This is a genomic window from Aestuariimicrobium ganziense (assembly GCF_015352975.1).
GTDB classification, from domain to species: Bacteria; Actinomycetota; Actinomycetes; order Propionibacteriales; family Propionibacteriaceae; genus Aestuariimicrobium; species Aestuariimicrobium ganziense.
In genome coordinates this window covers 50,259-77,047 of sequence record NZ_JACYIZ010000006.1, presented here as the reverse complement: position 1 = coordinate 77,047, position 26,789 = coordinate 50,259, and the positions used below count along the sequence as shown (strand labels likewise).

Here is a 26,789-nt window from a genome sequence, read left to right as displayed (position 1 = left end):
CATGACTGACCCGACGTTGACCGAAGCCGTAGCCGTTGCCGAACAGGCAGGAACCGATCCGCAGCGGGGGTTGACGACCGACGAAGCCGCCCGCCGACTGGCTGCCGACGGACCCAACGAACTGCGCGCCAAGCCACCCGAACCGCTGTGGCGCAAGGTGGCGCGCCAGTTCCAGGACCCACTGGTCTACCTGCTGTTCGTCGCGATCGCGATCTCGCTGGTGGCGTGGCTGGTCGAGGGTGCCCACGATGCCCCGATCGACGTCATCGTGATCAGCGCGATCGTCATCCTCAACGCGATCATCGGACTGGTCCAGGAGAGCCGCGCTGAGAGTGCAGTCGCCGCGCTGGCCCGGATGACCGCGGCCACCTCCACCGTGCTGCGTGACGGCCAACTGCGCGACGTGCCCTCGTCCGAACTGGTCATCGGCGACGTGCTCGTGCTTGACGAGGGCGACGCGGTCGGCGCCGACGCCCGCCTGCTCAGTGCGACCGGGCTCAAGGTGCAGGAGTCGTCGCTGACCGGCGAGTCAGAGGCCGTCGACAAGAGCGCCGACACGCTGCCCGAGCCGGTCTCACTCGGCGACCGGACCAACATGGTCTTCAAGGGCACTGCCGTCGTGCACGGGGTCGGACGAGCCCTGGTCACGGCGACTGCGATGAACACCCAGATGGGCTCGATCGCCGAGATGCTCGACAAGACGGAGAGCGAACCCTCGCCGCTCGATCGTGAGGTCAGTTCGATCTCGAAGATGCTCGGCGTCGTGGTGCTCGCCATCGCGGTCGTCGTGATGGGCGTGCTGTTCGTCATCAACCGGCCCGATGACGTCTCGGGTGCGGTCTCGATCCTGCTGATGGGGGTGTCGCTGGCGGTGGCCGCGGTGCCTGAGGGACTGCCGGCGATCCTGTCGCTGGTGCTGGCGATCGGGGTGCGCAGACTCGCCGAACGCAACGCGGTGATGAAGCAGTTGCCCTCGGTCGAGACCCTCGGTTCGGCCTCGGTGATCTGTTCGGACAAGACCGGCACCCTGACCCGCAACGAGATGACGCTGCGCACGATCGTGACCGCCTCTGGTGAGGTCGAACTCAGCGGCACCGGCTACGACCCCAGCGACGGTGAGGCCACCGGCGACCACGACGACAACACGCTGCGCGAGGCCCGGCTGGTGCTCACCGACGGCTCGGTGGCCAACAATGCCCAACTCAGCCACGACGCCGACCACTGGACAATCACCGGCGACCCCACCGAGGCGGCGTTCCTGGTCGCCCAGCACAAACTCGACGGGGTGTACGAGCGGGTCAGCGCGCACGAACGGCGGGCCGAGGTGCCGTTCTCGTCCGAACGCAAGATGATGTCGGTGGTCTCGACCTGCCCCGAGGTGGGCCAGCGGCTGATCACCAAGGGCGCTCCCGACGTGCTGCTCAGCCACTGCACCGACGAACAGGTTGGTCCGGAGTCTCGTCCGCTGGACGACGTGCGCCGCCGCGAGATCCTCGAGGTGGTCGACCGGCTCAGCGGCGAGGGCTACCGCACCCTGGGCGTGGCCCATCGCAGGGCCGACGGCCTCAGCGACGACGTCGACGAGGACGACGAGCACGACCTCACCTTCCTCGGTGTGGTCGGCATCATCGATCCGCCGCGCGACGAGGCCCGCGCCGCGGTCGCCGAGGCGCACCGCGGGGGCGTCCGGGTCGTGATGATCACCGGCGACCACCCGGTCACCGCCGCCAGGATCGCCACCGACCTGGGCATCGTCGAGCCCGGGGCGAGGGCGATGACCGGTGCCGAACTCGACGAACTCAGTGAGGACGAGTTCGCGGCCGCCACCCGTGAGGTGTCGGTGTTCGCCCGAGTGGCACCTGAGCACAAGCTGCGGATCGTCGACGCGCTGCAGGCCGACGGGCACATCGTGGCGATGACCGGCGACGGCGTCAACGACGCCCCGGCCCTGAAGTCGGCCGACATCGGGGTGGCGATGGGCATCACCGGCACCGAGGTCACCAAGGAGGCCGGGGAGATGATCCTCGGCGACGACAACTTCGCCACCATCGTCGCCGCCGTCCGGCAGGGGCGCGGGATCTTCGACAACATCAAGAAGTTCATGCGCTACCTGCTGAGCTCGAACATGGGCGAGGTGGCCACGGTGTTCTTCGGCATCGTGCTGGCCGGGGTGATCGGCCTCAGCGACGCCGCAGCTGCGGGAACGATGGCGGTGCCGCTACTCGCCACCCAGATCCTGTGGATCAACCTGGTCACCGACTCCGGCCCGGCCCTGGCGATGGGGGTCGACCCCGACGACGGTGACCTGATGGCACGTCGTCCACGCCGCTTGGACGAACGGATCGTCGACAAGGCGATGTGGCAGCGGATCATCGCGATCGGCCTGGTCATGGGGCTGGTCAGCCTGGCCACGATCGACCTTTTCCTGCCCGGGGGACTGATTCCCGGCGGTACGGACTCGGTCGAGACCGCCCGCACCGCCGCGTTCACCACCCTGGTGATCGCCCAGCTGTTCAACGCCCTCAACGCCCGCTCGGTCGACCACTCCGCGTTCAGCCACCTGTTCACCAACAAGTGGCTGTGGATCACGATCGCCGGCGCCTTCCTGGCCCAGGCGGCCGTGGTGCACGTCGGCTTCCTGCAGCAGGCCTTCGGCACCACCTCGCTGGACCTGCGGCACTGGTTGATCTGCTTGGCCATGGCGTCGGTGGTGCTGTGGTACGAAGAAGTTGCCAAGTGGGTCCGCCGTCATCGGCGCCACGCTGACGCCTGACCTAGCGACGCTCCCACCCCGACCTGGGCACCACAACCCACGATGGGGGAGACCGACATGCGCTACCGCGACCTGGCCGACACCGGCGTGCAGGTGAGCAACCTGTGCCTGGGCACGATGATGTTCGGCGGCAGCAACAACGCCGACCGCGACGACTGCAGCCGCATCATCAACGCCGCGATCGACGCCGGCATCAACTTCCTCGACACCGCCGACGTGTACTCCAGGGGCGAGTCCGAAGAGATCGTCGGCGCCGCGATCCGTGACCGCCGCGACGAGGTGGTGCCCCTGCGTCGCTGAGGGCTCACTTGGCGCTGGGCTCGACCCCGATACCTCGGGGCAGGTCGACGGTGCGAGCCCAGCCCGCCATCCAGGCCGCCCCGCCCAGGGCAAGGCCGGCGATGCCGAAGATCGCCGCACCGACGCCCGACGCGGCGACCAGCGCCGACACCGTCGCTGGCCCGATCAGCACCCCGGTACCGCTGAACAGCGCCCAGATGCCGAGAAACTTGGCGCGTCCCACCGGTGGGCTCAGGTCGGCGCCGATGGTCATGTTGATCCCCGCACCCAGCCCGTTGCCGAGCGCCATCACGAACACCGCGGACACCATGCCGAACAGCGTGGGCAGGGTCGGCATCAGCACGAAGCCCAGGCCGTACACCACCAGGCAGGCGACCAGCACCGGTGAGCGCCCGATCCGGTCCTTGAAGTAGCCGCCGGGCCACATCATCACCAGTTCGACGGCTGCCCCCATCGCGATCAGCAGCGAGATCGTCGAGGCCGACTGGCTCAGGTGCACACCCCACAACTGGACGACCACCGGCTGGGCTACCCGGGCGATGGCCAAGGTGGCGACCGAGACGCCGGCGAGGGCAACCGCTCGCCACCGGACCACCAGGTCAGCGGCGTCGGGCTGCCGATCGCCCCCGGCCCGGGCTGCCGCAGCCTGGTCGTCCAGGGTGGACCCGCGACGGCTCATCAGGATCGCCAACGCCAGCAGGGCGCAGCAGATCGAGAACACGAACACCGACCACAACGGCAGCCAGAGCAGCAGCAGCGCGCTGGCCAGCGGTCCGACCAGGCTGCCGGCTCGCATCGTCCCGCCGAGGGCGGTCATCGCTCGTCCTCGCTCGAGCGGCGCGACCTGGTCGGCGACCAGCGCCTGGCGGGCCAGGCCCCACACGTTCATCACCGGTGCGCGCAGCATCGAGGCGGCGGTGAATAGCCACAGCGCTCCCGGACCGGCCCAGACCAAGGCGATCACGGTCAGCGCGGTCACCACGGCACCCGCCCCGGTCGACAGCAGCATCGCCCGGCGGTCGCCGATCCGGTCGATCAGCATGCCAGCGAACACGGTGGTGGCCAGCGCGGTGGCACCGACCATGGCGACGATCAGGCTGGCCAGTGCCGCCGAGGCGCCCAGTTCCATCGCGGCGAGCACCGACACCGGCACGGTGGCGCCGCTGGCGACGCCGAGCAGCATCGAGGGAGCCAGTACAGGCCAGAACAGCCGTCTGTACATCGCGCGCTCCCGGGGTGGGTCGGGGATTTATCTTGACATCAAGATATCACTGGGGTGGCCGTCGGAATCCGGTTCTCGACAAGCACTCCCATCCTCGACGGTAGCGTTCGATGCATGCTGCTCGCGCTGCTGGTCTCGCTGCTCGCGGGACTGGCCACGTCGGTCGGCGGGTTCCTCGCCCTCAGCCGTCGAGTGCTCGAGCGCACCTGGTTGGCGGTGAGCCTGGCCTTCGCCGCCGGAGCGATGCTGTTGGTCAGTCTGATGCAGGTGCTGCCACTGGGCATCGACTCGCTGTCCGACCGGTACGCACCGATGCCTGCCAACGCCCTGGGCTACGGCGCCTTCTTCGTGGGCATCCTGCTGGTGCTGGCGATCGACCGGTTCCTGCCGGGGGAGTTGAACCCCAACGAGACCGAGGGGCGCGAGGCCGAGGTCTCGTCCGGCGAGGCCCCGCAGACCCGCCACCTGCTGCGCTCGGGTCTGCTGGTGGCGCTGGTGCTGTCGCTGCACAACTTCCCCGAGGGCATGGCGACCTTCTTCACCACCTACACCGAGCCCCAGGTCGGCATCACGCTGGCGGTGGCGATCGCCATCCACAACGTGCCCGAGGGCATCGCTGTGGCAGCCCCGGTCTACGCCGCCACCCGCAGCCGGACGAAGGCCCTGGCCTGGGCCACCGTCTCTGGGCTGACCGAACCGCTGGGCGGGCTGTTCGCCGCGCTGTTGGTCTCGTTCGTCGTCCCGCAGACCCTGTTCGGCATGTTCTACGCGCTGGTCGCCGGAATGATGGTCTTTCTCGCGGTGGACGAACTGCTGCCCGGCGCCTGGCGCTACCAGACCGACAAGCACCAGACCATCTACGGCATGCTCGCCGGCATGGTGGTGGTCGCGCTCAGCCTGGTGCTGTTTGCCCGGTGACCCTCCCGTGCCACCGGTTCGTGGCGTGAAACGACGCACTGACAGCGCATTTGTCGCCACGAACCAGACCTGACCGGGGTCAGACTGGACGATGGGGCACGGACGAGGAGGTGGCCCATGCTGATGGCTGCTGTGTGGGGACTGCTGGGCGGTTCGGCGCTGCTGCTCGGAGCCCTGATCGCGCTGGTCGTCGCCTCGCCGCCACCACCGGCCTGATCGCTGCCGGGCACCGCCGCGGACGGGTGCTGGCGATGCTCTCCACCACGATGCTGCCCGAGGCGGTCGAGCACGCCGGCCGCTGGGTCGGTCTGGCCACGGTGCTCGGGTTCGCCAGCGCCGTGCTGCTCAGCGGGGTGTGAGCCGGGGCCTCAGCGGTAGTTGACGAACTGCACCGCGAAGTCGTAGTCAGCGGCCTTGATCAGGCGCTGCACCTCCTGCAGGTCGTCGCGGCTCTTGGACGAGACCCGCAGCTCGTCACCCTGGATCTGGCACTTGACGCCCTTGGGCCCCTCGTCGCGGATCAGCTTCGAGACCTTCTTGGCGTTCTCCTGGGTGATCCCCTCCTTGGTCGAGGCGGTGATGTGCCACAACTTGCCCGAGATCCGGGGGTCGCCGGCCTCGACAGCCTTGAGCGAGACACCGCGGCGCACCAGCTTGGACTGGAAGACGTCCCAGATCGCCTTCACTCGCTCCTCGCCGTTGGCGATCATCTCGATCGTCTCGCCCGACCACCTGATCGATGAGTCGGTGTTCTTGAAGTCGAAGCGCTGGCTCACCTCCTTGGCGGCCTGGTTGAGGGCGTTGTCAACCTCCTGCCGGTCGATCTTGCTGACCACGTCGAAGGAGCTGTCGGATGCCATGGCGGTCTCCTGTCTGGAAGGGCTGGCCTGATTCGGTGATGCGGCTTCGGCTTTGCTAAGGTAACCAATCGCTGCGCAGCAGCACGGCAGGTTGCCCGAGTGGCCAAAGGGAGCGGTCTGTAAAACCGTCGGCATCGTCCTACGTAGGTTCGAACCCTACACCTGCCACCAAGGCCCCTGAATCGGATGGATTCGGGGGCCTTGTTCGTTGTCCGGGCCCTGTACGAGTCCCTTCAACTCAGGCGAGCAGGCCGGCGGCCGCGATCTGCAGGGCGGTGGCGAACAGGGTCTCGCGCTCGTCCGAGGTGAGGTCGCCCGACCCGTCCTTGAGGTGGTCCGACACGGTGCAGACGGCCAGCGCCTCGCGTCCGGCCTTCATCGCACACGCATACAGCCCGGCGGCCTCCATCTCGACCCCGAGCGTGCCCAAGCGGTCGAGCGCCTCGGTGATGTCGCGGCGGTCGGAGTAGAAGAAGTCGGACGAGAACACCGAACCCACGTGCACCTTGCCCTCGGCGTGGGCGCGGGCCTCGTCCACCGCACCGCGGAGCATGTCGAAGCTGGCCGCCAGCGACAGCGACAGCCCCGGCGCCTCGAGCGTGGCGACCTGGGAGTTGGTGTGGGCGGCGTTGGCGATCACCACGTCTCGCACCGCAACGTCGGAGGAGATGCCGCCGCAGGTGCCGACCCGCACGATCCGCTGCACGTCGTACTCGCGGTAGAGCTCGGTGGCGTAGATCGACATCGACGGGATGCCCATGCCCGAGGCCATCACCGACATCGGCGTGCCCTGGTGGGTGCCGGTGTAGCAGCCGATGCCGCGCACCTCGCTGACCAGTCGGGCGTCGTCGAGGAAGGTCTCGGCGATCCGGGTGGCCCGCCGGGGGTCTCCGGGCATGATCACCAACGGGGCGATCTCACCCGGTTGCGCGGCGATGTGAGGAGTGGGCATGGGGGTCCTTCCGGTGGTGGACGAGCATGGGTCGAGGTGACGTGCAGATCCTACGGTGTGGCTCGTGAGGACGTTTTGCGCGTGGTGTCACCGCTGCTGTAAGTTGTTCCTTCGGCTGGCCCCTATAGCTCAGTCGGCAGAGCGTCTCCATGGTAAGGAGAAGGTCTGCGGTTCGATTCCGCATGGGGGCTCTGGTGCAGGTGGGCTCGGAGTCGTCAGGTTCCGAGCCCACTCACACCAAGTGGCGGGGTAGCTCAGGTGGTAGAGCAAGCGGCTCATAATCGCTGTGTCACGGGTTCGAGTCCCGTCTCCGCTACCACGACCCGCACCCACTGAAGGTCTGTCAGAAAGGAACGACAATGGCCAAGAAGGCTGGCGACGTCCGCCCCAAGATCACCCTTGCCTGCACCGAGTGCAAGGAGCGCAACTACATCAGCAAGAAGAACCGGCGCAACGACCCGGATCGACTTGAGCTGAAGAAGTTCTGCTCGCGCTGCGGCAAGCACACCGCGCACCGCGAGACCCGCTGACGCTGCTCGCGCACCACTGACCCACGCACGGGGTCGTCCGCCGCTGGCGGGCGGCCCCGTCGTGTCATTTCAGGTCCTTGCGCACCAGCCAGCACGAGCCCTTGGCGGTCGCGCTCGGTCCCACCACCGTGGCGACGTCAGCGAAGCGGTCGATGGTGGCAGGCGCGAACTCCACCTGCTCTGGGGTCAGCGGTTCCCTGGTGGCCAGGGCCACATCCTCGCAAGCTTCCGGGTCGCGACAGTAGCCTTGGGCCCATGCCCATCAGTGCCGAGCACGTCGGACGCCGCTATCCGGCCACCCTCCCGTACCGGGTCAGCCGCGCCAAGATCGAGGAGTTCGCCCACGCCGTCGGCGACACCGCGGCCCAGGCCGACCCCACCACGGCCCCGCCGACCTTCGCCATGGTGATCGCCGCGCAGGCCTGGCAGGCGCTCTTCGACGACCCCGACCTCGGTCTGGCCCTGCACCGCACGGTCCACGGCGACCAGCGCTTCAGCCACGTTCGCCCGCTGCGCGACGGCGATGAGGTGACCGCCGTGCTGTCGATCGAGAAGGTGCGCAGCCGCGGACTCGGTGACTGGGTCACCATCCAGGTCGAGTTGACCGTCGAGGACGAGGTGGTCTGCACCGCCACCTCGACCCTGCTGCACACCCGTGAGGAGGAGTCGGCCGCATGAGCACCCTCGCCAGCGTCACCGTCGGTGACCAGTTGCCCACCCGCAGCGTGCACCTGACCAGGGCGGACGCCGTCCGCTACGCCGGGGCGTCCGGCGACTTCAACCCGATCCACTGGTCCGACCGGGCAGCCCAGGCCCTCGGCCTGCCCGGGGTTCTCGTCCATGGCATGTGGACGATGGGACAGGCCGCCTCGGCGGTGACCGACTGGGCTGGCGGCGCCGAGCGGGTCGCCAGCGTGTTCGTCCGCTTCACCAAGCCGGTGCTCATCCCCGACACCGACGAGGGGGTGCTGGTCGAGTTCACCGGCGCGGTCACCGAGGTCACCGACGAGACCGTCGTGGTCGCCCTCGAGGCCACCTGCGGAGACGACAAGGTGATCGGGGCCGCCCGCGCCGAAGTGTGGCGCGCCGAGGTGCGCCGGTGAGCCCCGACCCGGTGAGGCCCATCCCGGTGAGCTTCAACCCGATCACCGTCGGCGAGGTCGGCGAGGACTGCTCGGTCGACCGGCTGTCGACCAGCGTCACCGCGGCCGAACCCGCCGCCGCCAGCGCACTGCTGGCCGACCAAACCACGCGGCGCCTGGGTGGCGCCGCGCGACGCCTGGTCGTGGCCGAGACCGAGGCCGACCTGGTCAGTGCGATCCGCGAGGCCGACGCCTCGTCCACCCCGGTGCTGGTGCTCGGCGGCGGATCGAACCTGGTGATCGGTGACGACGGTTTCGACGGCACCGTGGTCAAGGTGGCCACCCGTGGCGTCGATGCCGATGTCGGCTCCTGTGGGGGAGCGGTGGTCACCGTCGCCGCCGGTGAGAACTGGGACGACTTCGTGGCCTTCGCCGTGGCGCAGGGCTGGGTCGGCGTCGAGACCCTGTCGGGCATCCCCGGACTGGTCGGTTCGACCCCGATCCAGAACGTCGGCGCCTATGGCTGCGAGGTCAGCCAGACCATCGCGCGGGTGCGCACCCTCGACCGGCGCACCGGCCAGTTCGCCACCTTCGCCGCCGCCGACTGCGGCTTCGGCTACCGCTGGAGCCGGTTCAAGGCCGAGCCGGGCCGCCACGTCGTGCTGCAGGTCACCTTCCAACTGCCGCTGGGCGACCTCTCGGCACCGGTCCGCTACGCCGAACTCGCCAGCACCCTCGGCGTCGAGGTCGGCCAACGTACGCCGATGGCCGCGGTCCGCGAGGCGGTGCTGGCGATCCGGGGCCGCAAGGGCATGGTGCTCGACGCCGACGACCACGACACCTGGAGTGCCGGGAGCTTCTTCATGAATCCGGTGCTCACCGCCGATCAGGCCGCGACCCTGCCCGCCGACGCCCCCCGCTACCCCGCACCCGGCGACATGGTCAAGACCTCCGCCGCCTGGCTGATCGAACGGGCCGGGTTCGGCAGGGGCCATGCCCGTGGCCCGGTCAGCCTGTCGACCAAGCACACCCTGGCCCTGACCAACCGTGGAGGCGCCACCACCGACGACCTGCTCGCCCTGGCCCGCGAGGTGCGCGACGGGGTTCAGCAACGCTTCGGGGTGGTGCTCGTCCCCGAGCCGGTGATGGTGAACTGCCAGATCTGAACCAGTCACCCCGGGCGGCACCGCGCCCGGGTTGCACGGTGGTCGGGGCGTGCCTTGGTGGCATCGCCCGTGTCACACTGACCCCATGGCTGCACTGAGAGACCTCGACCGCGACGCCCTGGGCGACTTCCTGGACGAGCAGACGACCCTCTACGAAGAGCTCAAGGCCCACGGGCTCAAGCTCGACCTGACCCGTGGCAAGCCGGCCTCGGAGCAGCTCGACCTGTCGTCGGCACTGCTCAGCCAGCCGGTCGGCACCAAGGCCGCCGACGGCACCGACGTGCGCAACTACGGCGGGCTGCAAGGTCTGCCCGAGGTGCGGGCGATCTTCGCCGAACTGCTCAACGTGCCCCTCGACAACATCATCGCCGCCGACAACTCCTCGCTGTCGCTGATGCACGACGTGATGGCCTTCGCCATGCTGTTCGGCCTACCCGGCGGCCAGCCCTGGGCTGGGCAGACCATCAAGTTCATCTGTCCGGTGCCCGGCTACGACCGTCACTTCTCGATCACCGCCGGTTTCGGCGTCGAGATGGTCACCGTGCCGCTGACCGAGCACGGCCCCGACCTGGATGCGGTTCGGGCGCTCGCTGCCGACCCCAGCGTCAAGGGCATGTGGGCGGTGCCGATGTATGCCAACCCCAACGGCGTCACCTACGACGAGGCCACCCTGCGCGCCCTGCTCGAGATGGACGCCGCCGACGACTTCCGCATCTGGTACGACAACGCCTACGCCCTGCACCACCTGGGTCATGACGAGCCGCGGCCGGTCGACATCATCTCGCTGGCCGCGGAGTCAGGTCACCCCGACCGGGTGTTCGCGTTCGCCTCGACCTCCAAGGTCACCCTGGCCGGTGGCGGTGTGTCGTTCCTGGCCTCGTCCAAGGCCAACCTGGACTGGTACCTGGGCCACCTGTCACGTCGCACCATCGGTCCCGACAAGGTCAACCACCTGCGCCACGCCCACTTCCTCAAGGACGCCAACGGCGTGCGAGGCCTGATGCGGCGCCATCGCGACCTGATCGCGCCGAAGTTCGCGATCGTCCGCGACACCCTGCAGCGCCGCCTCGGTGAGTACGACGTGGCCCGCTGGAGCGCCCCGCGCGGCGGCTACTTCGTCACCCTCGAGGTCGACGGCACCGCAAGCCGAGTCGTCCAGCTCGCCAAGGAGGCTGGCATCGCGCTGACCCCGGCCGGTTCGTCCCACCCGTTGGGCAACGATCCGGACGACCGCTGGATCCGACTGGCGCCCACCTTCCCCAGCCAGGGCGAACTGGCCTGCGCCATGGACGGTGTGGCCACCTGCGTGCTGCTCGCTGCCGCTGAGAAGTTGGTGCGCGAGCGGGGCCAAGGCTGAGCGATGACCCAGACACCGCGCAGGGGCGAGGAGCCCGCCGAGGAGCCGACCTCGATCCTCGATGACCAGGACGAGACCAGCACCCCTCGTCGGGCCGACGACGCGAAGACCCGCAGTCGCGGCCGCAAGGTGATGACGGTCTTCTTCATCACCCTGCTCGCGGTCCTGGTGGCAGGCGGTGGGGTCGCCTTCTACTACCTCAACCGGGTCTCGAACGCGATCGACCACATCAACCGCAACCCGACGCTGATGCCCAGGGCCGAGACCTCGACATTGCCCGACGGCACGGTGGTGACCCGGCCGCCGACGCCGAAGTCGTCGGCCAAGCGCCAGCCGATGACCTTCGTGCTGATGGGTTCCGACAGCCGTGGCTTCGACCAAGGACGATCCGACTCGCTGATGGTGGCCTACCTGTCGGGCGATCGGCAGAAGGCCTACCTGGTCTCGTTCCCCCGAGACATGTGGGTGAGCATCCCGGGACACGGCAAGGCCAAGATCAACGCCGCCTACGCCTGGGGTGGACCGGTGCTCACCATCCAGACCCTGGAGCAGATGACCGGTGTGCGGATGGACCACGCTGCGGTGATCGACTTCGAGGGCTTCATCAAGCTGACCGACGTGCTCGGCGGTGTGACCGTGTACAACGAGCACGCGTCCTCGAGCAACGGGTTCAGCTTCCCCCAGGGCGAGATCACCATCCGCGGCGAGCAGGCGCTGGTCTACGTGCGCGAGCGCTACAACCTGCCCAACGGCGACCTCGACCGGGCCAAGCGGCAGCGTGCGGTCGTTCAGGCGATCATGGGCAAGGTGCTGACCACCGGCACTATCGCCAACCCCTCGAAGTTCGGCGCCACCGTCGACACCTTCGCCGAGTGCATGACCGTCGATGACGGCCTGAGCAAGAACGTGATCACCTCGACCGCCGCCAGCCTGCGTCTGACCGGGTCGGACGACATCCGCTCGATGCAGGCCCCGATCAGCGGCTTCGGCACCTCGGCCGACGGCCAGTCGATCGACATCGTCGACGAGGCCGGGTTGGCCGAACTGTCAGAGGCGATGAAGACCGACACCATGGAGGCCTACTACCTCAAGCACAAGAAGTAGTGGGTGCGCGAGCTGGTTCGACTCGACAGGCCGGTTCGACTCGACAGGCCGGTTACGCCTAGACTGTCTGTCTTGGTGGCACTTGCACCACGCTCGGGCGTGCTCGGGTTCGGTGCCGGAACCACTGAAGGGCAATAGCTCAATTGGCAGAGCAACGGTCTCCAAAACCGTAGGTTGGGGGTTCAAGTCCCTCTTGCCCTGCGATGCAGGATGGAACGCAGTCCTGTTGACCACCAGCATCCAGGTCTGGACCACTCGGCTGCGTGCACGGGCGGTCAGGCATGACACGACTAAGGAACACCCGTGACCGACGACAAGCTCTCGCCGCACGACGGCGAGGTCGATCCGTCGGGCGAGGACCTGGCCGCTGAGCTCTCCGACCCGGGCGACTACGAGATCGCTGCGGACGAGACCGAGGCCGAGGAACTCACCGACGCCGACGACGACGTGCTCGACGACACCCCGGACGAGGCAGACCCCGAGGACGTCGTCGTGGACGACCCTGAGCAGTTGGCCGCCGCCGAGACCGTGGCCGCCAAGGCTCGCTCGTCGCGTCCGGTCAAGCGCAGCGCCGGCTCGTCCACCACGGCGAAGAAGGCCACGGCGACCTCGAAGCGCTCGGAGCGCACCACCACCGCTCGCGTCAAGCGCACCACCCCGGCGGAGTTCGTGGGCCAGTCGGCCGGCGAGTTGCGCAAGGTGAACTGGCCGACCGGCGACCAGCTGCGCCAGTACTTCATCGTCGTGCTGGTGTTCGTGGTGATCATCATCACCTTCGTCGGACTGCTCGACCTGGCCTTCGGCTGGGCGCTGCTCAAGCTGTTCGGCGACGACCAGGGCCAGTGACCTACCGGCCACCCGACCTGACAACTGCGAGGAACTGACACCGTGACCCAGAACCCTGAATACGACACCGACACCACGCCCGAGGACGACATCCAGATCGACCTCGGCGAGGCCGACGACGTCGTCGAGGAGGACTCCGGGATCAACCTCGACTTCGGTGGCGAGGACGAGGTCGAGCCCGACCAGGTCGCCATCAACCTCGGTCTGGCTGACGAGCCGGAGCCGGCCGACGAGGCGGCAGACGACGACGGTGACGCCGACGAGGACGAGATCGCGGCCAAGGCCGTGGCCGAGTTGCGCGAGGAACTGCAGAGCAAGTTCGGCGAGTGGTACGTGATCCACACCTACTCCGGCATGGAGAACCGGGTGAAGCAGAACCTGGACGCCCGGATCACCACCCTCGACATGGAGGCCTACATCCACGAGACCGTGGTGCCCACCGAAGAGGTCGTCGAGATCCGCAACGGTGTGCGCAAGACGGTCACCCGTTGCGTGCTGCCCGGCTACGTGCTGGTGCGCATGGACCTGACCGACGAGTCGTGGGCCGCCGTGCGCCACACCCCGTCGGTGACCGGGTTCGTCGGCCATGCCAACACCCCAGTTCCGCTGAGCCTCGACGAGGTCGAGCGGATGCTGTCGAAGTCGGCGATCGCCAAGGCGCAGGCCGCGGTCACCGGCAAGCCCTCGAAGCGGGCCAAGAAGAAGATCGAGGTCGCCGACTACGCAGTGGGCGACTCGGTCCAGGTGGTCGACGGCCCGTTCGCGGGCGTGCACGCCACCATCACCGAGATCAACGTGAACAGCCAGCGGCTCAAGGCCCTGGTCGACTTCATGGGTCGCGAGACCCCGGTCGACCTGACCTTCCCGCAGATCCAGAAGATCTGAGTTCACGCAGGTCGTCCCAGCCCCACACCGCCAGGGTGGGCCTGGGCGGCCACCGGCCGGACGCCCGTCCGGTCGTCGTCAACACCACGAAGGACCCAACACATGCCTCCCAAGAAGAAGGTGGCAGCGCTCGTCAAGGTCGCCCTGAAGGCCGGAGCAGCCACTCCCGCGCCGCCGGTCGGTACCGCCCTCGGTCCGCACGGCGTCAACATCATGGAGTTCTGCAAGGCCTACAACGCGCAGACCGAGTCGCAGCGCGGCAACGTCGTCCCTGTTGAGATCACCATCTACGAGGACCGCACGTTCTCGTTCATCCTGAAGACCCCGCCGGCCGCCGAGCTGATCAAGAAGGCCGCTGGACTCGCCAAGGGATCGTCGGTGCCCAACAAGGACAAGGTCGGACGAATCACCGCCGCCCAGGTGCGTGAGATCGCCGAGACCAAGATGCCTGACCTCAACGCGAACGACGTCGAGCAGGCCATGAAGATCGTCGCGGGCACCGCCCGCTCCATGGGCGTCACCGTCCAGGATTGATCCCCCACGGTGGCTGGTCGAGTGGCGCGTAGCGCGTGTCGAGACCAACACCCCACGCAACACACATCTCACTGGGAGGGCCGCGCAGCCCGTACCAGGAACTGGTGGAGCAGCCCGCGAGGCTGACAGAGAGGAACCAGACATGAAGCGCAGCAAGACCTACCGCGCCGCCGCCGAACAGGTGGACGAGGCGCAGGCCTACACCCCCGAGTCGGCGATCGCCCTGGTCAAGAAGGGTGCCAAGGCCAAGTTCGACGAGACCATCGACGTGGCCGTCCGCCTCGGTGTCGACCCCCGCAAGGCCGACCAGATGGTCCGCGGCACGGTCAACCTTCCGCACGGTACTGGCAAGACGGCACGGGTCCTCGTCTTCGCCACCGGTGAGAAGGCGCAGGACGCCCTCGACGCCGGCGCTGACGAGGTCGGCGCCGACGAGTTGATCGAGAAGGTGGCTGGCGGCTACCTCGACTTCGACTCGGTCGTGGCGACCCCCGACATGATGGGCAAGGTCGGCCGCCTGGGCCGGGTGCTGGGTCCGCGTGGCCTGATGCCCAACCCCAAGACCGGCACCGTCACCATGGACGTGGCCAAGGCCGTCACCGACATCAAGGGCGGCAAGATCGAGTTCCGCGTCGACCGTCACGCCAACCTGCACTTTCTGATCGGCAAGGTGTCGTTCGGGCCTGAGCAGCTGGCGCAGAACTACTTCGCCGCGCTGGACGAGATCCTGCGGCTCAAGCCGTCGACCTCGAAGGGTCGCTACCTGAAGAAGATCACCTTCAGCTCGACCTTCGGCCCGGGCGTGCTGGTCGACACCAGCAAGCACCGCGCTGCTGAGGCTGAGGGCGCCGAGGCCTGATCGCCTGACCTGACCGGTCGAGTGACGCGAAACGCGTGTCGAGACCGAAAGACCGCGGCCCGGTTCCCCACGTGGGAACCGGGCCTCGGGGGCTGTGCGTGTGCGACGGCTCAGGCGGCCGGGCGCACCGCCTTGTAGTAGGGCATTGAGCTCATGGCGACCTTCTTGACCGGCACGCCGGGACGCGACGCGTGGATCACGTAGCCACTGCCGACGTAGATGCCGACGTGGCTGCCGCTGTAGAAGCCGACGATGTCGCCGGGGCGCAGGTTGGACTTCGAGACGGCGGGCAAGGTGCTCAGCTGGCCATAGCTGGTGCGCGACACCGAGACGCCGGCGGACTTCCACGAGGCGCCGGTCAGGCCGGAGCAGTCGTAGGCGGAGGGGCCAGTGGCTCCGTAGACGTAGGGCTTACCGACCTGGGCATAGGCGTACTTCACCGCGACCGAGGCCTTCGACACAGTGGCGTTGGGGTCGCCCGGGCCACCGGCTCCCACGCGCATGGCGTGGATGGTTCGGTAGTCGACGACGCCGGTGACCGGGAGCTTGCGCGAAGCCTGGTACCCCTTGACGGCTCTGACCGTGTAGGAGTTGTAGTGACCCGTGATCCCCACCGGCCACTTGGCCTGGGTCAGGGCGCGCTGCAGGTTGGTGACCGACTCGTTGCGCTGGTTGTACTTGGCGTAGTTGATGTTGGTGCGGTTGGCCCAGTACATCGAGCACCGGATCTCAGGCGTGGTGGGCATGCACGCCACCGAGGCCTCGGCCGGGGCCATCGGCCCGGCGACCAGCAGGCCGCCACTGAGCGCCACGGCCGAGGCGAAGGCGGCAACCATGTTGCGGAACTTGGACACGAGGTCCCCCTTGACTGTTCTTGCGGCGTCTCGGGGTGAGGACGCCCTGGGTTGGTGTTTGGGCGTCGCTGTCCGTTCAGCGACCGTTGAACTGTAAAGTCTCAGACTTTGTTAAGGCAAATCTCAGAGTCCATACTCAAGGGTGGGTTGAACTCTCAGGATTCGTCCGTGGCTGGGCCGATTTGGCTCGACGGGATGCATGTCCGTAGACTTCAGCACGTACCGAAGACCGCCGGTGGAGCGATCCCCAAGGTTCGAGCCAACACTCGGACGCCTGCGCAGGAACATGTCAGACCGCGTGGAGCACGCTCCGCCACCTGCCCTGTGCCTGAGCACGGGGCCTTCTTCATGTCTGGGGACTTCGGTGTCGATCCAGTAGTGGGAAGGAGACCCAATGGCGAGGCCTGACAAGGCAGCCGCGGTCGCGGAGCTGAAGGAATACTTCACCAACTCCGACGCCGTCGTGCTGACCGAGTACCGCGGACTCTCCGTCAAGAACCTCAAGGACCTTCGTCGGTCCCTGGGAGAGGACGCCACCTACGCCGTTGCGAAGAACACCCTGGCCACGATCGCTGCCCGTGAAGCGGGCATCGAGGGTCTCGACGACCAGCTCGTCGGCCCCACCGCGATCGCCTTCATCTCCGGTGACATTGCCACCGTGGCGAAGGGGCTGCGTGACTTCGCAAAGGCCAATCCGCTTCTGGTCATCAAGGGTGCCGTCCTGGACGGTCGCGTCCTGGACGCGGACGAGGCCAAGAAGTTGGCCGACCTCGAGTCGCGTGAGGTGCTCCTCGCGAAGCTCGCCGGCGCGATGCAGGCCAACCTGCAGAAGGCCGTCTTCCTGATTGCTGCCCCGCTGTCCCAGGCCGCTCGCGCCCTGGGTGCCCTCGAGGCCGCAGCCCAGGAGAACCCTGCCCTCATCGGTGGCGCCGGCCAGGCCGCTGCCTCCGTCGAGGAGACCAAGGAGCAGGACACCGAGTCTGACTCGGCTGTCGAACCCGCCGTCGAGGCGGAAACCGAGGACGCCCCCGTGGCGGCCACCGAGGACGCCCCCGAGGCGGCCACTGACGACGCCGCCGCCGCGGCAGACAACTGAGAAAGGACGCCCACCATGGCGAAGCTCACCAACGAAGAGCTCCTTGAGGCCTTCAAGGAGATGACCCTGATCGAGCTCAGCGAGTTCGTGAAGCAGTTCGAGGACACCTTCGGTGTCACCGCTGCCGCTCCGGTGGCCGTGGCTGCCGCCGCCCCCGCCGCCGCTGGCGCTGGTGGCGACGACGCCGCTGCCGACGAGGGCTCGGACGAGGTCGACGTGATCCTCGAGGCCGCCGGCGACAAGAAGATCGGCGTCATCAAGGAGGTGCGCGCCCTCACCAGCCTCGGCCTCAAGGAGGCCAAGGACCTCGTGGAGGCCGCCCCCAAGGTCGTGCTCGAGAAGGTCAAGAAGGACGTTGCCGACAAGGCCAAGGAGCAGCTCGAGGCTGCTGGCGCCACCGTCTCGTTCAAGTGACCTGACGTGGCGCCCAGTGCGCCACGCGCCCGGTTCACGAAGGCCGGTCCCTGCGGGGGCCGGCCTTCGCCATTTGCCCTTCGCAATTTCTGAGGATCCACTGACATGCGGCCCCGGGGGCTGGCGATCAGCCCCGGCGGAGTTACAGTGTGGGGGAGTGCTGGGCGTCCAGCAGTCCCGGACGAGGTGGTCGGGCAGTGTCGGACGCGGAGCCGGTGGAGCACCACCAGGCTTGACAGCCTCAGCCCCGCCGTGCCCGCTTTGCATGTTGGGGCTCAACCGCGTATCGTGGCTGTTTGCCCCATCGCTGTTTGCCGACCCGTCTTGACACGGGCCGTTCTGCATGCAAGCACCACCGCGTGATGAGTTCTTGGAAGGACCCGCATCTTGGCCGCCTCGCGCACCGCCTCAAAGAACACCAACGTCATCTCGTCCACCGGGCGGATCTCGTTCGCGAAGATCCCCGAACCCCTCGAAGTTCCCAACCTGCTGGACCTGCAGACGGACTCGTTCAACTGGCTCATCGGCAATGAGGCGTGGCGCACCAGCGTCGAGGAAGCCCTCGCCGCCGGTCGCACCGACGTCAACACCAAGTCGGGCCTGGAGGAGATCTTCGAAGAGATCTCGCCGATCGAGGACATGGCCGAAACCATGTCGCTGTCGCTGCGCGACCACCGCTTCGAGGACCCGAAGCACTCGATCGAGGAGTGCAAGGACCGCGACGTCACCTACGCCGCCCCGCTGTTCGTGACCGCTGAGTTCATGAACAACGAGACCGGTGAGATCAAGTCCCAGACCGTGTTCATCGGCGACTTCCCGCTGATGACCGACAAGGGCACCTTCATCATCAACGGCACTGAGCGCGTGGTCGTCTCGCAGCTCGTCCGTTCGCCGGGTGTCTACTTCGAGCAGACCCCCGACAAGACCTCCGACAAGGACATCTTCACCTGCAAGATCATCCCGTCGCGTGGTGCCTGGCTCGAGTTCGAGATCGACAAGCGCGACATCGTCGGTGTGCGTCTCGACCGCAAGCGCAAGCAGAACGTCACCGTGCTGCTCAAGGCGCTGGGCTGGACCGAGGACCGCATCCTCGAGGAGTTCGCCGGTTACGAGTCGATCCGCCAGACCATGGAGAAGGACCACGTCTCGACCCAGGACGAGGCCCTGATCGACATCTACCGCAAGCTGCGCCCGGGCGAGCCGCCGTCGCGTGACGCCGCCGAGACGCTGCTGAACAACTACTACTTCAACCCCAAGCGCTACGACCTGGCCAAGGTCGGTCGCTACAAGATCAACAAGAAGCTGGGGCTGAGCCTGCCGTTCGACCAGCAGGTGCTGACCGTCGACGACATCGTCTCGGCGATCCACTTCGTCTGCGCCCTGCACGAGGGCAAGGAGACCCTTGAGCCCTCGGCCGAGGCCAAGGAGGCCGGCTACGGCGACGTCATCGTCGAGGCCGACGACATCGACCACTTCGGCAACCGTCGCCTGCGCACCGTGGGTGAGCTGATCCAGAACCAGCTGCGCACCGGTCTCGGCCGCATGGAGCGGGTCGTCCGTGACCGGATGACCACCCAGGACATCGAGGCGATCACCCCGCAGACCCTGATCAACATCCGTCCGGTGACCGCGGCGCTGAAGGAGTTCTTCGGCACCTCGCAGCTGAGCCAGTTCATGGACCAGAACAACCCGCTGGCCGGCCTCACCCACAAGCGTCGTCTGTCGGCGCTGGGCCCCGGTGGTCTGTCGCGTGATCGTGCCGGCATGGAGGTGCGTGACGTCCACCCCTCGCACTACGGACGCATGTGCCCGATCGAGACCCCTGAAGGCCCCAACATCGGCCTGATCGGCTCGCTGGCCAGCTTCGCCCGGGTGAACGCCTTCGGCTTCATCGAGACCCCGTACCGCAAGGTCGTCGACGGCCACGTCACCGAACAGATCGACTACCTCACCGCCGATGAGGAGGACCGCTACGTCGTCGCGCAGGCCAACGCCAAGCTCGACGCCAAGGGCCAGTTCATCGAGGACCACGTTCTGGTCCGGGTGCGCCACGGTGACATCGACACCGTGCCCGCCTCCGAGGTGGAGTACATGGACGTGTCGCCGCGCCAGATGGTGTCGGTGGCCACCGCGCTGATCCCCTTCCTCGAGCACGACGACGCGTCGCGTGCCCTGATGGGCGCCAACATGCAGCGCCAGGCCGTGCCGTTGATCCGCAACGAGGCCCCGCTGGTCGGCACCGGCATGGAGTTCCGCGCCGCCACCGACGTCGGTGACGTCACCCTGGCCAGCAAGGCCGGTGTGGTCACCAGCGTCAGCGCCGACCTGATCGACATCGCCCACGACGACGGCACCTACGGCACCTACCGGCTGCAGAAGTTCCGTCGCTCGAACGCCGGCACCTGCATCAACCAGCGCCCGCTGGTCGAGCCGAACCAGCGCGTCGAGGTCGGCACCCCGCTGGCCGACGGCCCCTGCACCGACCAGGGCGAGATGGCCCTGGGCCGCAACCTACTGGTCGCCTTCATGCCGTGGGAGGGTCACAACTACGAGGACGCGATCATCCTGTCGCAGCGCCTCGTGCAGGACGACGTGCTCACCTCGATCCACATCGAGGAGCACGAGATCGACGCCCGTGACACCAAGCTGGGTCCGGAGGAGATCACCCGCGACATCCCGAACATGAACGAGGACATGCTCGCCAACCTCGACGAGCGTGGCATCGTCCGCATCGGCGCCGAGGTCGGCACCGGCGACATCCTGGTCGGCAAGGTCACCCCGAAGGGCGAGACCGAGCTCACCCCCGAGGAGCGCCTGCTGCGCGCCATCTTCGGTGAGAAGGCCCGCGAGGTGCGCGACACCTCGATGAAGGTGCCCCACGGCGAGACCGGAACGGTCATCGGCGTGCGCGTCTTCAGCCGGGACGAGGGTGACGAGCTGGCGCCCGGCGTCAACGAGCTGGTCCGGGTCTACGTCGCCCAGAAGCGCAAGATCTCCGACGGCGACAAGCTCGCCGGACGCCACGGCAACAAGGGCGTCATCTCGAAGATCCTCCCGGTCGAGGACATGCCGTTCCTCGAGGACGGCACCCCGGTCGACATCGTGCTCAACCCGCTGGGCGTGCCCTCGCGCATGAACGTGGGCCAGGTGCTCGAGAACCACCTCGGCTGGATCGCCAAGACCGGCTGGGACCTGAGCGGTGTCGAGGGGGAGTGGGCCGAGCGCCTGCGCGCCGTCGGCCTCGAGAAGGTCGAGGGCAACGCCCGCCTGGCCACCCCGGTCTTCGACGGTGCCAACGAGGACGAGATCTCGGGCCTGCTCACCCACGGCAACATCAACCGTGACGGTGACCGGATGGTCGACGCCGACGGCAAGGCCCGTCTGTTCGACGGCCGCTCAGGCGAGCCCTACCCCGATCGCATCGGTGTCGGCTACATGTACATGCTCAAGCTGCACCACCTGGTCGACGACAAGATCCACGCCCGTTCTACCGGTCCGTACTCGATGATCACGCAGCAGCCCCTGGGCGGCAAGGCCCAGTTCGGCGGCCAGCGGTTCGGCGAGATGGAGGTGTGGGCACTCGAGGCCTACGGCGCCGCGTGGGCCCTGCAGGAGCTGTTGACCATCAAGTCCGACGACGTCCCCGGACGCGTCAAGGTCTACGAGGCGATCGTCAAGGGCGAGAACATCCCCGAGCCGGGCATCCCTGAGTCGTTCAAGGTGCTGGTCAAGGAGATGAAATCGCTGTGCCTGAACGTCGAGGTGCTCTCCAGCGACGGCCAGGTGGTCGAGCTGCGTGACTCCGAGGACGACTACCGCACCGCTGAGGACTTCGGCATCGACCTGTCCCGTCGACCCGGGGCGGACTCGTTCGCCCTCGTCGACGAAGTCTGAGTTCACACTCAGTCACCACACACTCACATCAGTCACTGACAGGAAAGTGAAGCCAACGTGCTGGACGTGAACTTCTACGACGAGCTGCGCATCGGACTGGCCACGGCCGACCAGATCCGCGAGTGGAGCCACGGCGAGGTCAAGAAGCCCGAGACGATCAACTACCGCACGCTCAAGCCCGAGCGTGATGGCCTGTTCTGCGAGAAGATCTTCGGTCCCACCCGGGACTGGGAGTGCTACTGCGGCAAGTACAAGCGGGTGCGCTTCAAGGGCATCATCTGCGAGCGCTGTGGCGTCGAGGTCACCCGCTCGAACGTGCGCCGCGACCGCATGGGCCACATCGAGCTGGCTGCCCCGGTCACCCACATCTGGTACTTCAAGGGTGTTCCGAGCCGTCTGGGCTACCTGCTCGACATCGCGCCGAAGGACCTCGAGAAGGTCATCTACTTCGCCGCCTACATGATCACCTCGGTCGACGAGGAGGCGCGTCACCGCGACCTGTCGTCGCTCGAGGGCAAGGTGGCGGTCGAGAAGACCCAGCTCGAGAAGCGTCGCGACAACGACATCAACGCCCGCCTGGCCAAGCTCGAGGAAGACCTCGAGACCCTCGAGAACGAGGGCGCCAAGGCCGACGCCAAGAAGCGGGTCAAGGACGCCGCCGAGAAGGAGGCCAAGGCGATCCGCGACCGCTCGCAGCGTGAGCTCGACCGCCTGGACGCCGTCTGGAGCCGCTTCAAGACCCTCAAGGTGCAGGACTTCGAGGGCGACGAGGTGCTCTACCGGGAGATGAAGAACCGCTTCGGCAAGTACTTCGAGGGCTCGATGGGCGCCGACGCCATCAAGAAGCGTCTGGCCAGCTTCGACCTGGTGGCCGAGGCCGCCAACCTGCGCGAGACCATCCAGACCGGCAAGGGCCAGCGCAAGACCCGCGCCCTGAAGCGGCTCAAGGTCGTCTCGGCCTTCCTCAACACCGAGAACTCCCCGCTCGGCATGGTGCTCGACGCCGTGCCGGTCATCCCGCCGGACCTGCGTCCGATGGTGCAGCTCGACGGTGGCCGCTTCGCGACCTCCGACCTCAACGACCTGTACCGCCGCGTGATCAACCGCAACAACCGCCTCAAGCGACTGCTCGACCTCGGCGCTCCCGAGATCATCGTCAACAACGAGAAGCGGATGCTGCAGGAGGCCGTCGACTCGCTGTTCGACAACGGACGCCGTGGTCGTCCGGTGACCGGACCGGGCAACCGTCCGCTGAAGTCGATCTCGGACATGCTCAAGGGCAAGCAGGGCCGGTTCCGTCAGAACCTGCTCGGCAAGCGCGTCGACTACTCGGGCCGTTCGGTCATCGTGGTCGGCCCGCAGCTCAAGCTGCACCAGTGCGGCCTGCCCAAGGCGATGGCGCTGGAGCTGTTCAAGCCGTTCGTGATGAAGCGTCTGGACGACCTGAACCACGCCCAGAACATCAAGTCGGCCAAGCGCATGGTCGAGCGTCAGCACCCGGTGGTGTGGGACGTGCTCGAAGAGGTCATCACCGAGCACCCCGTGCTGCTGAACCGTGCACCGACGCTGCACCGCCTCGGGATCCAGGCCTTCGAGCCGCAGCTGATCGAGGGCAAGGCCATCCAGATCCACCCGCTGGTCTGCACCGCCTTCAACGCCGACTTCGACGGCGACCAGATGGCCGTGCACCTCCCGCTGTCGGCCGAGGCCCAGGCCGAGGCCCGGATCCTGATGCTGTCGACCAACAACATCCTCAAGCCGGCTGACGGTCGTCCGGTGACCATGCCCACCCAGGACATGATCATCGGCCACTACTTCCTCACCCCGGAGCGTGAGGAGGCCGGTTCGGGACGCGCGTTCTCGTCCATCGGTGAGGCGATCATGGCCTTCGACCGCGGCGAGCTGGCGATCGGGTCGCCGATCAAGATGATGCTGTTCGACATCGTCACCGACGAGGCGCCGCAGCGTCCCGACGGCAGCGTCATGCTCAACACCACGCTGGGCCGCGCGCTGTTCAACGACGCCCTGCCCGCCGACTACCCCTACGTCAACCGCGAGGTCGGCAAGAAGGTGCTCGGCACGCTGGTGAACGACCTGGCTGAGCGCTACCCGCGCCTGGTCGTGGCTGCCACGCTCGACAACCTCAAGGACCTTGGCTTTCACTGGGCCACCCGCTCGGGTGTCACCGTCTCGATCGGTGACGTGCAGACCCCGGCGAGCAAGCCCCAGGTGTTGGCTGCCTACGAGGACAAGGCCGGCAAGATCGACCGGCTCTACGAGCGCGGCGCGGTCACCGACGAGGAGCGTCGTCAGGAGCTCATCCAGATCTGGACCGACGCCACCACCGAGCTGACCCAGGCGATGGAGGCGAACTTCACCCGGACCAACCCGATCTACATGATGGTGCACTCCGGCGCACGAGGGAACATGACCCAGATGCGCCAGATCGCCGCCATGCGAGGACTGGTGGCCAACCCCAAGGGTGAGATCATCGCGCGTCCGATCAAGTCGAACTTCCGCGAGGGCCTGTCGGTGGTGGAGTACTTCATCTCCACCCACGGCGGCCGCAAGGGACAGGCCGACACCGCGCTGCGCACGGCCGACTCGGGTTACCTGACCCGTCGTCTGGTCGACGTCAGCCAGGACGTGATCATCCGCGAGGAGGACTGTGGCACCGAGCGTGGTCTGACCAAGCCGATCGCGGTCGAGGTCGACGGTGCGCTGCAGGTGCTCGACAACGTCGAGACCGCTGTCTACGCCCGCACCCTGGCCACCGATGCCACCGATGCCAAGGGCACGGTGGTGGTCAAGGCCGGCACCGACCTCGGCGACGCCGACATCCGGGCGCTGGTCGCCGCGGGCGTCAGCGACGTCAAGGTGCGTTCGGTGCTGACCTGTGACGCCACCTCGGGCACCTGCGCGATGTGCTACGGACGCTCGCTGGCCACCGGCAAGCTGGTCGACGTGGGCGAGGCCGTGGGCATCGTCGCCGCGCAGTCGATCGGTGAGCCCGGCACCCAGTTGACGATGCGTACCTTCCACACCGGTGGTGTGGCCGGTGACGACATCACCCAGGGTCTGCCGCGTGTCATCGAGCTCTTCGAGGCGCGTCAGCCCAAGGGCAAGGCGCCGATCGCCGAGGCCGCAGGCATCGTCCGGATCGAGGAGGGTGACCGCAGCCGCAAGATCATCATCGAGCGCGAGGACGGCGGCGACGACCTGGAGTACCAGGTGCCGCGTCGTGCCCGCCTGGAGTTCGACGAGGCCGACGGCGAGCGCATCGCGATCGTCGACGGGCTGCGGGTGAAGGCCGGTCAGCAGCTGACCGCCGGAACCATGGATCCCCAGGACGTGCTGCGGGTCAACGGTGTGCGCAAGGTGCAGGAGTTGTTGGTCGAGGAGGTGCAGCGGGTCTACCGCACCCAGGGTGCGCCGATCCACGACAAGCACATCGAGATCATCATCCGCCAGATGCTGCGCCGGATCACCGTCATCGAGTCGGGTGACACCACGATGATGCCCGGTGAGCTGGCCGACCGTCAGACCTTCGAGTCCGAGAACCGTCGCGTGGTGGCCGAGGGCGGCAAGCCCGCCGAGGGCCGTCCTGTGCTGATGGGCATCACCAAGGCCTCGCTGGCCACCGAGTCGTGGCTGTCGGCCGCCTCGTTCCAGGAGACCACCAAGGTGCTCACCGACGCCGCGATCCACGCCAAGTCCGACAGCCTGCTCGGGCTGAAGGAGAACGTGATCCTCGGCAAGCTCATCCCGGCCGGTACCGGTCTCGACCGCTACCGCAACATCAGGGTCGAGCCGACCGCTGACGCCCGGGCCACGGCCTTCACCATGAACTACGACCCCTACGACTACGACTTCGGGTCGGGTTCGGGGGCTGCGGTTCCGCTGGAGGACCTGGACTTCGGCGACGGCATGCGCTGATCCCGCAGCAACGACAGACCGCCGGCCCACTCCCTGACGGGGGTGGGCCGGCGATCTTCATCGTGCATGGGCATCCCCCTGATGGGGGAGGCAGAGCCGTCGCGACGCAGTCAATTGGCCCTGACCCTGACCATCATGTAGGTTCCGTGGAAACAACCCCCCACAAACTTCGGGAGAGCAGACATGGGTATTGGGCGTAAGCTCGCCAGCCTCGCTTCGGCCGTGGTGCTGGCGGGCGCCGGCGTGATTGGCCTCGGCCAGACCGCTTTCGGCGCGGCCGGTGTCACCGCAACCAGCGTCGACGTTGGCCAGGCGAACACCATCACCATCACCGGGTGCAGCGATGCCGCGGTGTACTCCGGCGCGGTCGTCCAGATCGTCCGTATCGAGGAGAACGACGAGGTTGTTCCGGTTCAGGAACTGCCGGTCGCGACCACGGGACAGGCTTCGGCCTCGGTGACTTGGACTGCTCCGCAGGCCGGCGCCTACTACCTGCAGGCGACCTGCTTGGGCTACAACGGCAATGAGGACTCTGCCGCCGAGGCAGGCTTCTTCGTCTACCCGACCTCGCTGTTCGTCGAGCCCTCGAGCTGGAGCGCCGGCGACCCGGTGACCGTCTCGGCCTACGGCTTCACCCCCGGCGAGACCGTCTCGCTCAAGATGGTCGATGTCAGCACCGGTGCCACCGTCTGGTCCGACGCGGCCGTGGCCCGGGCCAACGACGACGGCACCTTCAGCTACGAGCTCGTGCTGAAGTCCGACGTGCCTGAGGGCAGCTACTACCTGATCGCCACCGGTGACGACAGCGGCAAGACCCGCACCCTCGAGTTCTACTGGGGAAGCCCCGATGAGGACGACAACGGCGGCGACAGCGGCGGCCCGGTCAGCCCGAACCCCGGTGGCGGCGGTGGCGGTCTGCCTTCGACCGGCAACTGATCGGTAGCCACCTCAACGCTTCACCTGGACTGGCCTCTCCCTCACGGGGGAGGCCAGTCTCTTTGTTGGTGGGAGACGACTCAGCGGCGGCTGAGGTCACACCATGGTCAAGCCCGCGTGCGAGGCGTACGATTCGCCTCACCCGCCAACACCTGGGAGCGGACCATGACCCTTCGTCGTGTCCTCGTCGCCACAGCCGGCGCAGTCGCCCTGGCGGCCACGAGCCTCATCTCCACCACCATCACCGCATCGGCAGCCCCACCCTGAGAGT

General features: G+C 67.5%; 23 protein-coding genes and 4 tRNA genes. 22 read left to right on the top strand and 5 right to left on the bottom strand.

Features of this window, described 5'->3' with window-relative positions; all coding sequences use genetic code 11:
- The first annotated feature begins 1 nt into the window (after position 1).
- Both IE660_RS12260 and IE660_RS12255 read left to right on the top strand, forming a co-directional pair.
- Complete coding sequence (locus IE660_RS12260; protein ID WP_203568662.1) at positions 2–2,773, top strand: cation-translocating P-type ATPase; 2,772 nt, start codon at positions 2–4, stop codon at positions 2,771–2,773.
- Positions 2,774–2,815: 42 nt separating this feature from the next.
- Positions 2,816–3,073, top strand: coding sequence for an aldo/keto reductase (locus IE660_RS12255; RefSeq protein WP_235998033.1), 258 nt, complete (start codon positions 2,816–2,818; stop codon positions 3,071–3,073).
- Between the two features lie 4 nt (positions 3,074–3,077).
- Here IE660_RS12255 and IE660_RS12250 read toward each other — a convergent pair whose 3' ends face one another.
- Complete coding sequence (locus tag IE660_RS12250; protein ID WP_203568661.1) at positions 3,078–4,295, bottom strand: MFS transporter; 1,218 nt, start codon at positions 4,293–4,295, stop codon at positions 3,078–3,080.
- Positions 4,296–4,409: 114 nt separating this feature from the next.
- Here IE660_RS12250 and zupT point away from each other — a divergent pair, with 114 nt between their 5' ends.
- Positions 4,410–5,213, top strand: coding sequence for a zinc transporter ZupT (gene zupT, locus IE660_RS12245; RefSeq protein ID WP_203568660.1), 804 nt, complete (start codon positions 4,410–4,412; stop codon positions 5,211–5,213).
- A gap of 368 nt (positions 5,214–5,581) precedes the next feature.
- On the opposite strand, the gene IE660_RS12240 is transcribed toward zupT, so the two are convergent.
- A complete protein-coding gene (locus tag IE660_RS12240) occupies positions 5,582–6,073 on the bottom strand; it encodes a YajQ family cyclic di-GMP-binding protein (protein ID WP_203568659.1) in 492 nt (163 codons plus the stop codon).
- A gap of 85 nt (positions 6,074–6,158) precedes the next feature.
- On the opposite strand from IE660_RS12240, the gene IE660_RS12235 reads away from it, so the two are divergent.
- Positions 6,159–6,244, top strand: a tRNA-Tyr gene (locus IE660_RS12235).
- Between the two features lie 67 nt (positions 6,245–6,311).
- Here IE660_RS12235 and deoD read toward each other — a convergent pair.
- Entirely contained in the window at positions 6,312–7,025 is a 714-nt protein-coding gene (gene deoD / locus IE660_RS12230) for a purine-nucleoside phosphorylase (protein ID WP_203568658.1), read from the bottom strand.
- 118 nt (positions 7,026–7,143) lie between these two features.
- Here deoD and IE660_RS12225 point away from each other — a divergent pair.
- The 3 genes from IE660_RS12225 (at position 7,144) to rpmG (ending at position 7,555) form a co-directional block, all read left to right on the top strand.
- Positions 7,144–7,216, top strand: a tRNA-Thr gene (locus IE660_RS12225).
- Between the two features lie 52 nt (positions 7,217–7,268).
- A tRNA-Met gene (locus tag IE660_RS12220) sits at positions 7,269–7,344 on the top strand.
- A gap of 40 nt (positions 7,345–7,384) precedes the next feature.
- Complete coding sequence (gene rpmG, locus IE660_RS12215) at positions 7,385–7,555, top strand: 50S ribosomal protein L33 (RefSeq protein WP_203568657.1); 171 nt, start codon at positions 7,385–7,387, stop codon at positions 7,553–7,555.
- 64 nt (positions 7,556–7,619) lie between these two features.
- Here rpmG and IE660_RS12210 read toward each other — a convergent pair whose 3' ends face one another.
- Positions 7,620–7,769 (bottom strand): hypothetical protein, encoded by a 150-nt coding sequence (locus tag IE660_RS12210; protein ID WP_203568656.1) that lies wholly within the window; start codon positions 7,767–7,769, stop codon positions 7,620–7,622.
- Positions 7,770–7,810: 41 nt separating this feature from the next.
- Between IE660_RS12210 and IE660_RS12205 the strand changes: the two genes are divergently transcribed.
- The 10 genes from IE660_RS12205 to rplA all read left to right on the top strand — a co-directional run bounded on the left by IE660_RS12205 (position 7,811) and on the right by rplA (position 15,388).
- The gene (locus tag IE660_RS12205; RefSeq protein ID WP_203568655.1) at positions 7,811–8,233 is read left to right on the top strand and encodes an FAS1-like dehydratase domain-containing protein; all 423 of its coding nucleotides are present in this window, start codon (positions 7,811–7,813) and stop codon (positions 8,231–8,233) included.
- On the top strand, positions 8,230–8,658 hold the full coding sequence (locus IE660_RS12200; RefSeq protein WP_203568654.1) for a MaoC/PaaZ C-terminal domain-containing protein: 429 nt from the start codon (positions 8,230–8,232) through the stop codon (positions 8,656–8,658). The genes IE660_RS12205 and IE660_RS12200 overlap by 4 nt, the downstream gene beginning before the upstream one ends.
- An 83-nt stretch (positions 8,659–8,741) precedes the next feature.
- Entirely contained in the window at positions 8,742–9,803 is a 1,062-nt protein-coding gene (locus IE660_RS12195) for a UDP-N-acetylmuramate dehydrogenase (RefSeq protein WP_203568778.1), read from the top strand.
- 85 nt (positions 9,804–9,888) lie between these two features.
- The gene (locus IE660_RS12190) at positions 9,889–11,160 is read left to right on the top strand and encodes an aminotransferase class I/II-fold pyridoxal phosphate-dependent enzyme (protein WP_203568653.1); all 1,272 of its coding nucleotides are present in this window, start codon (positions 9,889–9,891) and stop codon (positions 11,158–11,160) included.
- 3 nt (positions 11,161–11,163) lie between these two features.
- A complete protein-coding gene (locus IE660_RS12185; RefSeq protein WP_203568652.1) occupies positions 11,164–12,264 on the top strand; it encodes an LCP family protein in 1,101 nt (366 codons plus the stop codon).
- 128 nt (positions 12,265–12,392) lie between these two features.
- Positions 12,393–12,465, top strand: a tRNA-Trp gene (locus tag IE660_RS12180).
- A 102-nt stretch (positions 12,466–12,567) separates the two neighbouring features.
- On the top strand, positions 12,568–13,110 hold the full coding sequence (secE, locus tag IE660_RS12175; protein WP_203568651.1) for a preprotein translocase subunit SecE: 543 nt from the start codon (positions 12,568–12,570) through the stop codon (positions 13,108–13,110).
- 42 nt (positions 13,111–13,152) lie between these two features.
- Positions 13,153–13,995: a transcription termination/antitermination protein NusG gene (nusG, locus tag IE660_RS12170; RefSeq protein ID WP_203568650.1), complete on the top strand. Its 843-nt coding sequence runs from the start codon at positions 13,153–13,155 to the stop codon at positions 13,993–13,995.
- A gap of 102 nt (positions 13,996–14,097) precedes the next feature.
- Positions 14,098–14,529, top strand: a complete 432-nt coding sequence (rplK, locus tag IE660_RS12165; protein WP_203568649.1) for a 50S ribosomal protein L11 — start codon at positions 14,098–14,100, stop codon at positions 14,527–14,529.
- 142 nt (positions 14,530–14,671) lie between these two features.
- Positions 14,672–15,388, top strand: a complete 717-nt coding sequence (rplA, locus tag IE660_RS12160; RefSeq protein WP_203568648.1) for a 50S ribosomal protein L1 — start codon at positions 14,672–14,674, stop codon at positions 15,386–15,388.
- A gap of 110 nt (positions 15,389–15,498) precedes the next feature.
- On the opposite strand, the gene IE660_RS12155 is transcribed toward rplA, so the two are convergent.
- On the bottom strand, positions 15,499–16,242 hold the full coding sequence (locus IE660_RS12155; RefSeq protein ID WP_203568647.1) for a C40 family peptidase: 744 nt from the start codon (positions 16,240–16,242) through the stop codon (positions 15,499–15,501).
- A gap of 394 nt (positions 16,243–16,636) precedes the next feature.
- Between IE660_RS12155 and rplJ the strand changes: the two genes are divergently transcribed.
- From rplJ to IE660_RS12130, 5 genes are all read left to right on the top strand, one after another.
- Complete coding sequence (gene rplJ, locus IE660_RS12150) at positions 16,637–17,338, top strand: 50S ribosomal protein L10 (protein WP_203568646.1); 702 nt, start codon at positions 16,637–16,639, stop codon at positions 17,336–17,338.
- Positions 17,339–17,353: 15 nt separating this feature from the next.
- Positions 17,354–17,752, top strand: coding sequence for a 50S ribosomal protein L7/L12 (gene rplL / locus IE660_RS12145; protein WP_203568645.1), 399 nt, complete (start codon positions 17,354–17,356; stop codon positions 17,750–17,752).
- 387 nt (positions 17,753–18,139) lie between these two features.
- A complete protein-coding gene (gene rpoB / locus IE660_RS12140; RefSeq protein ID WP_203568644.1) occupies positions 18,140–21,646 on the top strand; it encodes a DNA-directed RNA polymerase subunit beta in 3,507 nt (1,168 codons plus the stop codon).
- Positions 21,647–21,703: 57 nt separating this feature from the next.
- Entirely contained in the window at positions 21,704–25,582 is a 3,879-nt protein-coding gene (locus tag IE660_RS12135; RefSeq protein ID WP_203568643.1) for a DNA-directed RNA polymerase subunit beta', read from the top strand.
- 183 nt (positions 25,583–25,765) lie between these two features.
- Complete coding sequence (locus IE660_RS12130; protein ID WP_203568642.1) at positions 25,766–26,518, top strand: hypothetical protein; 753 nt, start codon at positions 25,766–25,768, stop codon at positions 26,516–26,518.
- Positions 26,519–26,789: the final 271 nt, after the last annotated feature.

Coding starts and splice junctions, on each gene's coding strand:
- IE660_RS12240 (WP_203568659.1), bottom strand. CDS start 6,073: ATGGCATCCGACAGCTCCTTCGACGTGGTCAGCAAGATCGACCGGCAG.
- IE660_RS12130 (WP_203568642.1), top strand. CDS start 25,766: ATGGGTATTGGGCGTAAGCTCGCCAGCCTCGCTTCGGCCGTGGTGCTG.
- rplA (WP_203568648.1), top strand. CDS start 14,672: ATGAAGCGCAGCAAGACCTACCGCGCCGCCGCCGAACAGGTGGACGAG.
- IE660_RS12205 (WP_203568655.1), top strand. CDS start 7,811: ATGCCCATCAGTGCCGAGCACGTCGGACGCCGCTATCCGGCCACCCTC.
- rplK (WP_203568649.1), top strand. CDS start 14,098: ATGCCTCCCAAGAAGAAGGTGGCAGCGCTCGTCAAGGTCGCCCTGAAG.
- rplJ (WP_203568646.1), top strand. CDS start 16,637: ATGGCGAGGCCTGACAAGGCAGCCGCGGTCGCGGAGCTGAAGGAATAC.
- rpmG (WP_203568657.1), top strand. CDS start 7,385: ATGGCCAAGAAGGCTGGCGACGTCCGCCCCAAGATCACCCTTGCCTGC.
- IE660_RS12200 (WP_203568654.1), top strand. CDS start 8,230: ATGAGCACCCTCGCCAGCGTCACCGTCGGTGACCAGTTGCCCACCCGC.
- zupT (WP_203568660.1), top strand. CDS start 4,410: ATGCTGCTCGCGCTGCTGGTCTCGCTGCTCGCGGGACTGGCCACGTCG.
- rplL (WP_203568645.1), top strand. CDS start 17,354: ATGGCGAAGCTCACCAACGAAGAGCTCCTTGAGGCCTTCAAGGAGATG.
- IE660_RS12250 (WP_203568661.1), bottom strand. CDS start 4,295: ATGTACAGACGGCTGTTCTGGCCTGTACTGGCTCCCTCGATGCTGCTC.
- IE660_RS12255 (WP_235998033.1), top strand. CDS start 2,816: ATGGGGGAGACCGACATGCGCTACCGCGACCTGGCCGACACCGGCGTG.
- IE660_RS12185 (WP_203568652.1), top strand. CDS start 11,164: ATGACCCAGACACCGCGCAGGGGCGAGGAGCCCGCCGAGGAGCCGACC.
- IE660_RS12190 (WP_203568653.1), top strand. CDS start 9,889: ATGGCTGCACTGAGAGACCTCGACCGCGACGCCCTGGGCGACTTCCTG.
- IE660_RS12260 (WP_203568662.1), top strand. CDS start 2: ATGACTGACCCGACGTTGACCGAAGCCGTAGCCGTTGCCGAACAGGCA.
- deoD (WP_203568658.1), bottom strand. CDS start 7,025: ATGCCCACTCCTCACATCGCCGCGCAACCGGGTGAGATCGCCCCGTTG.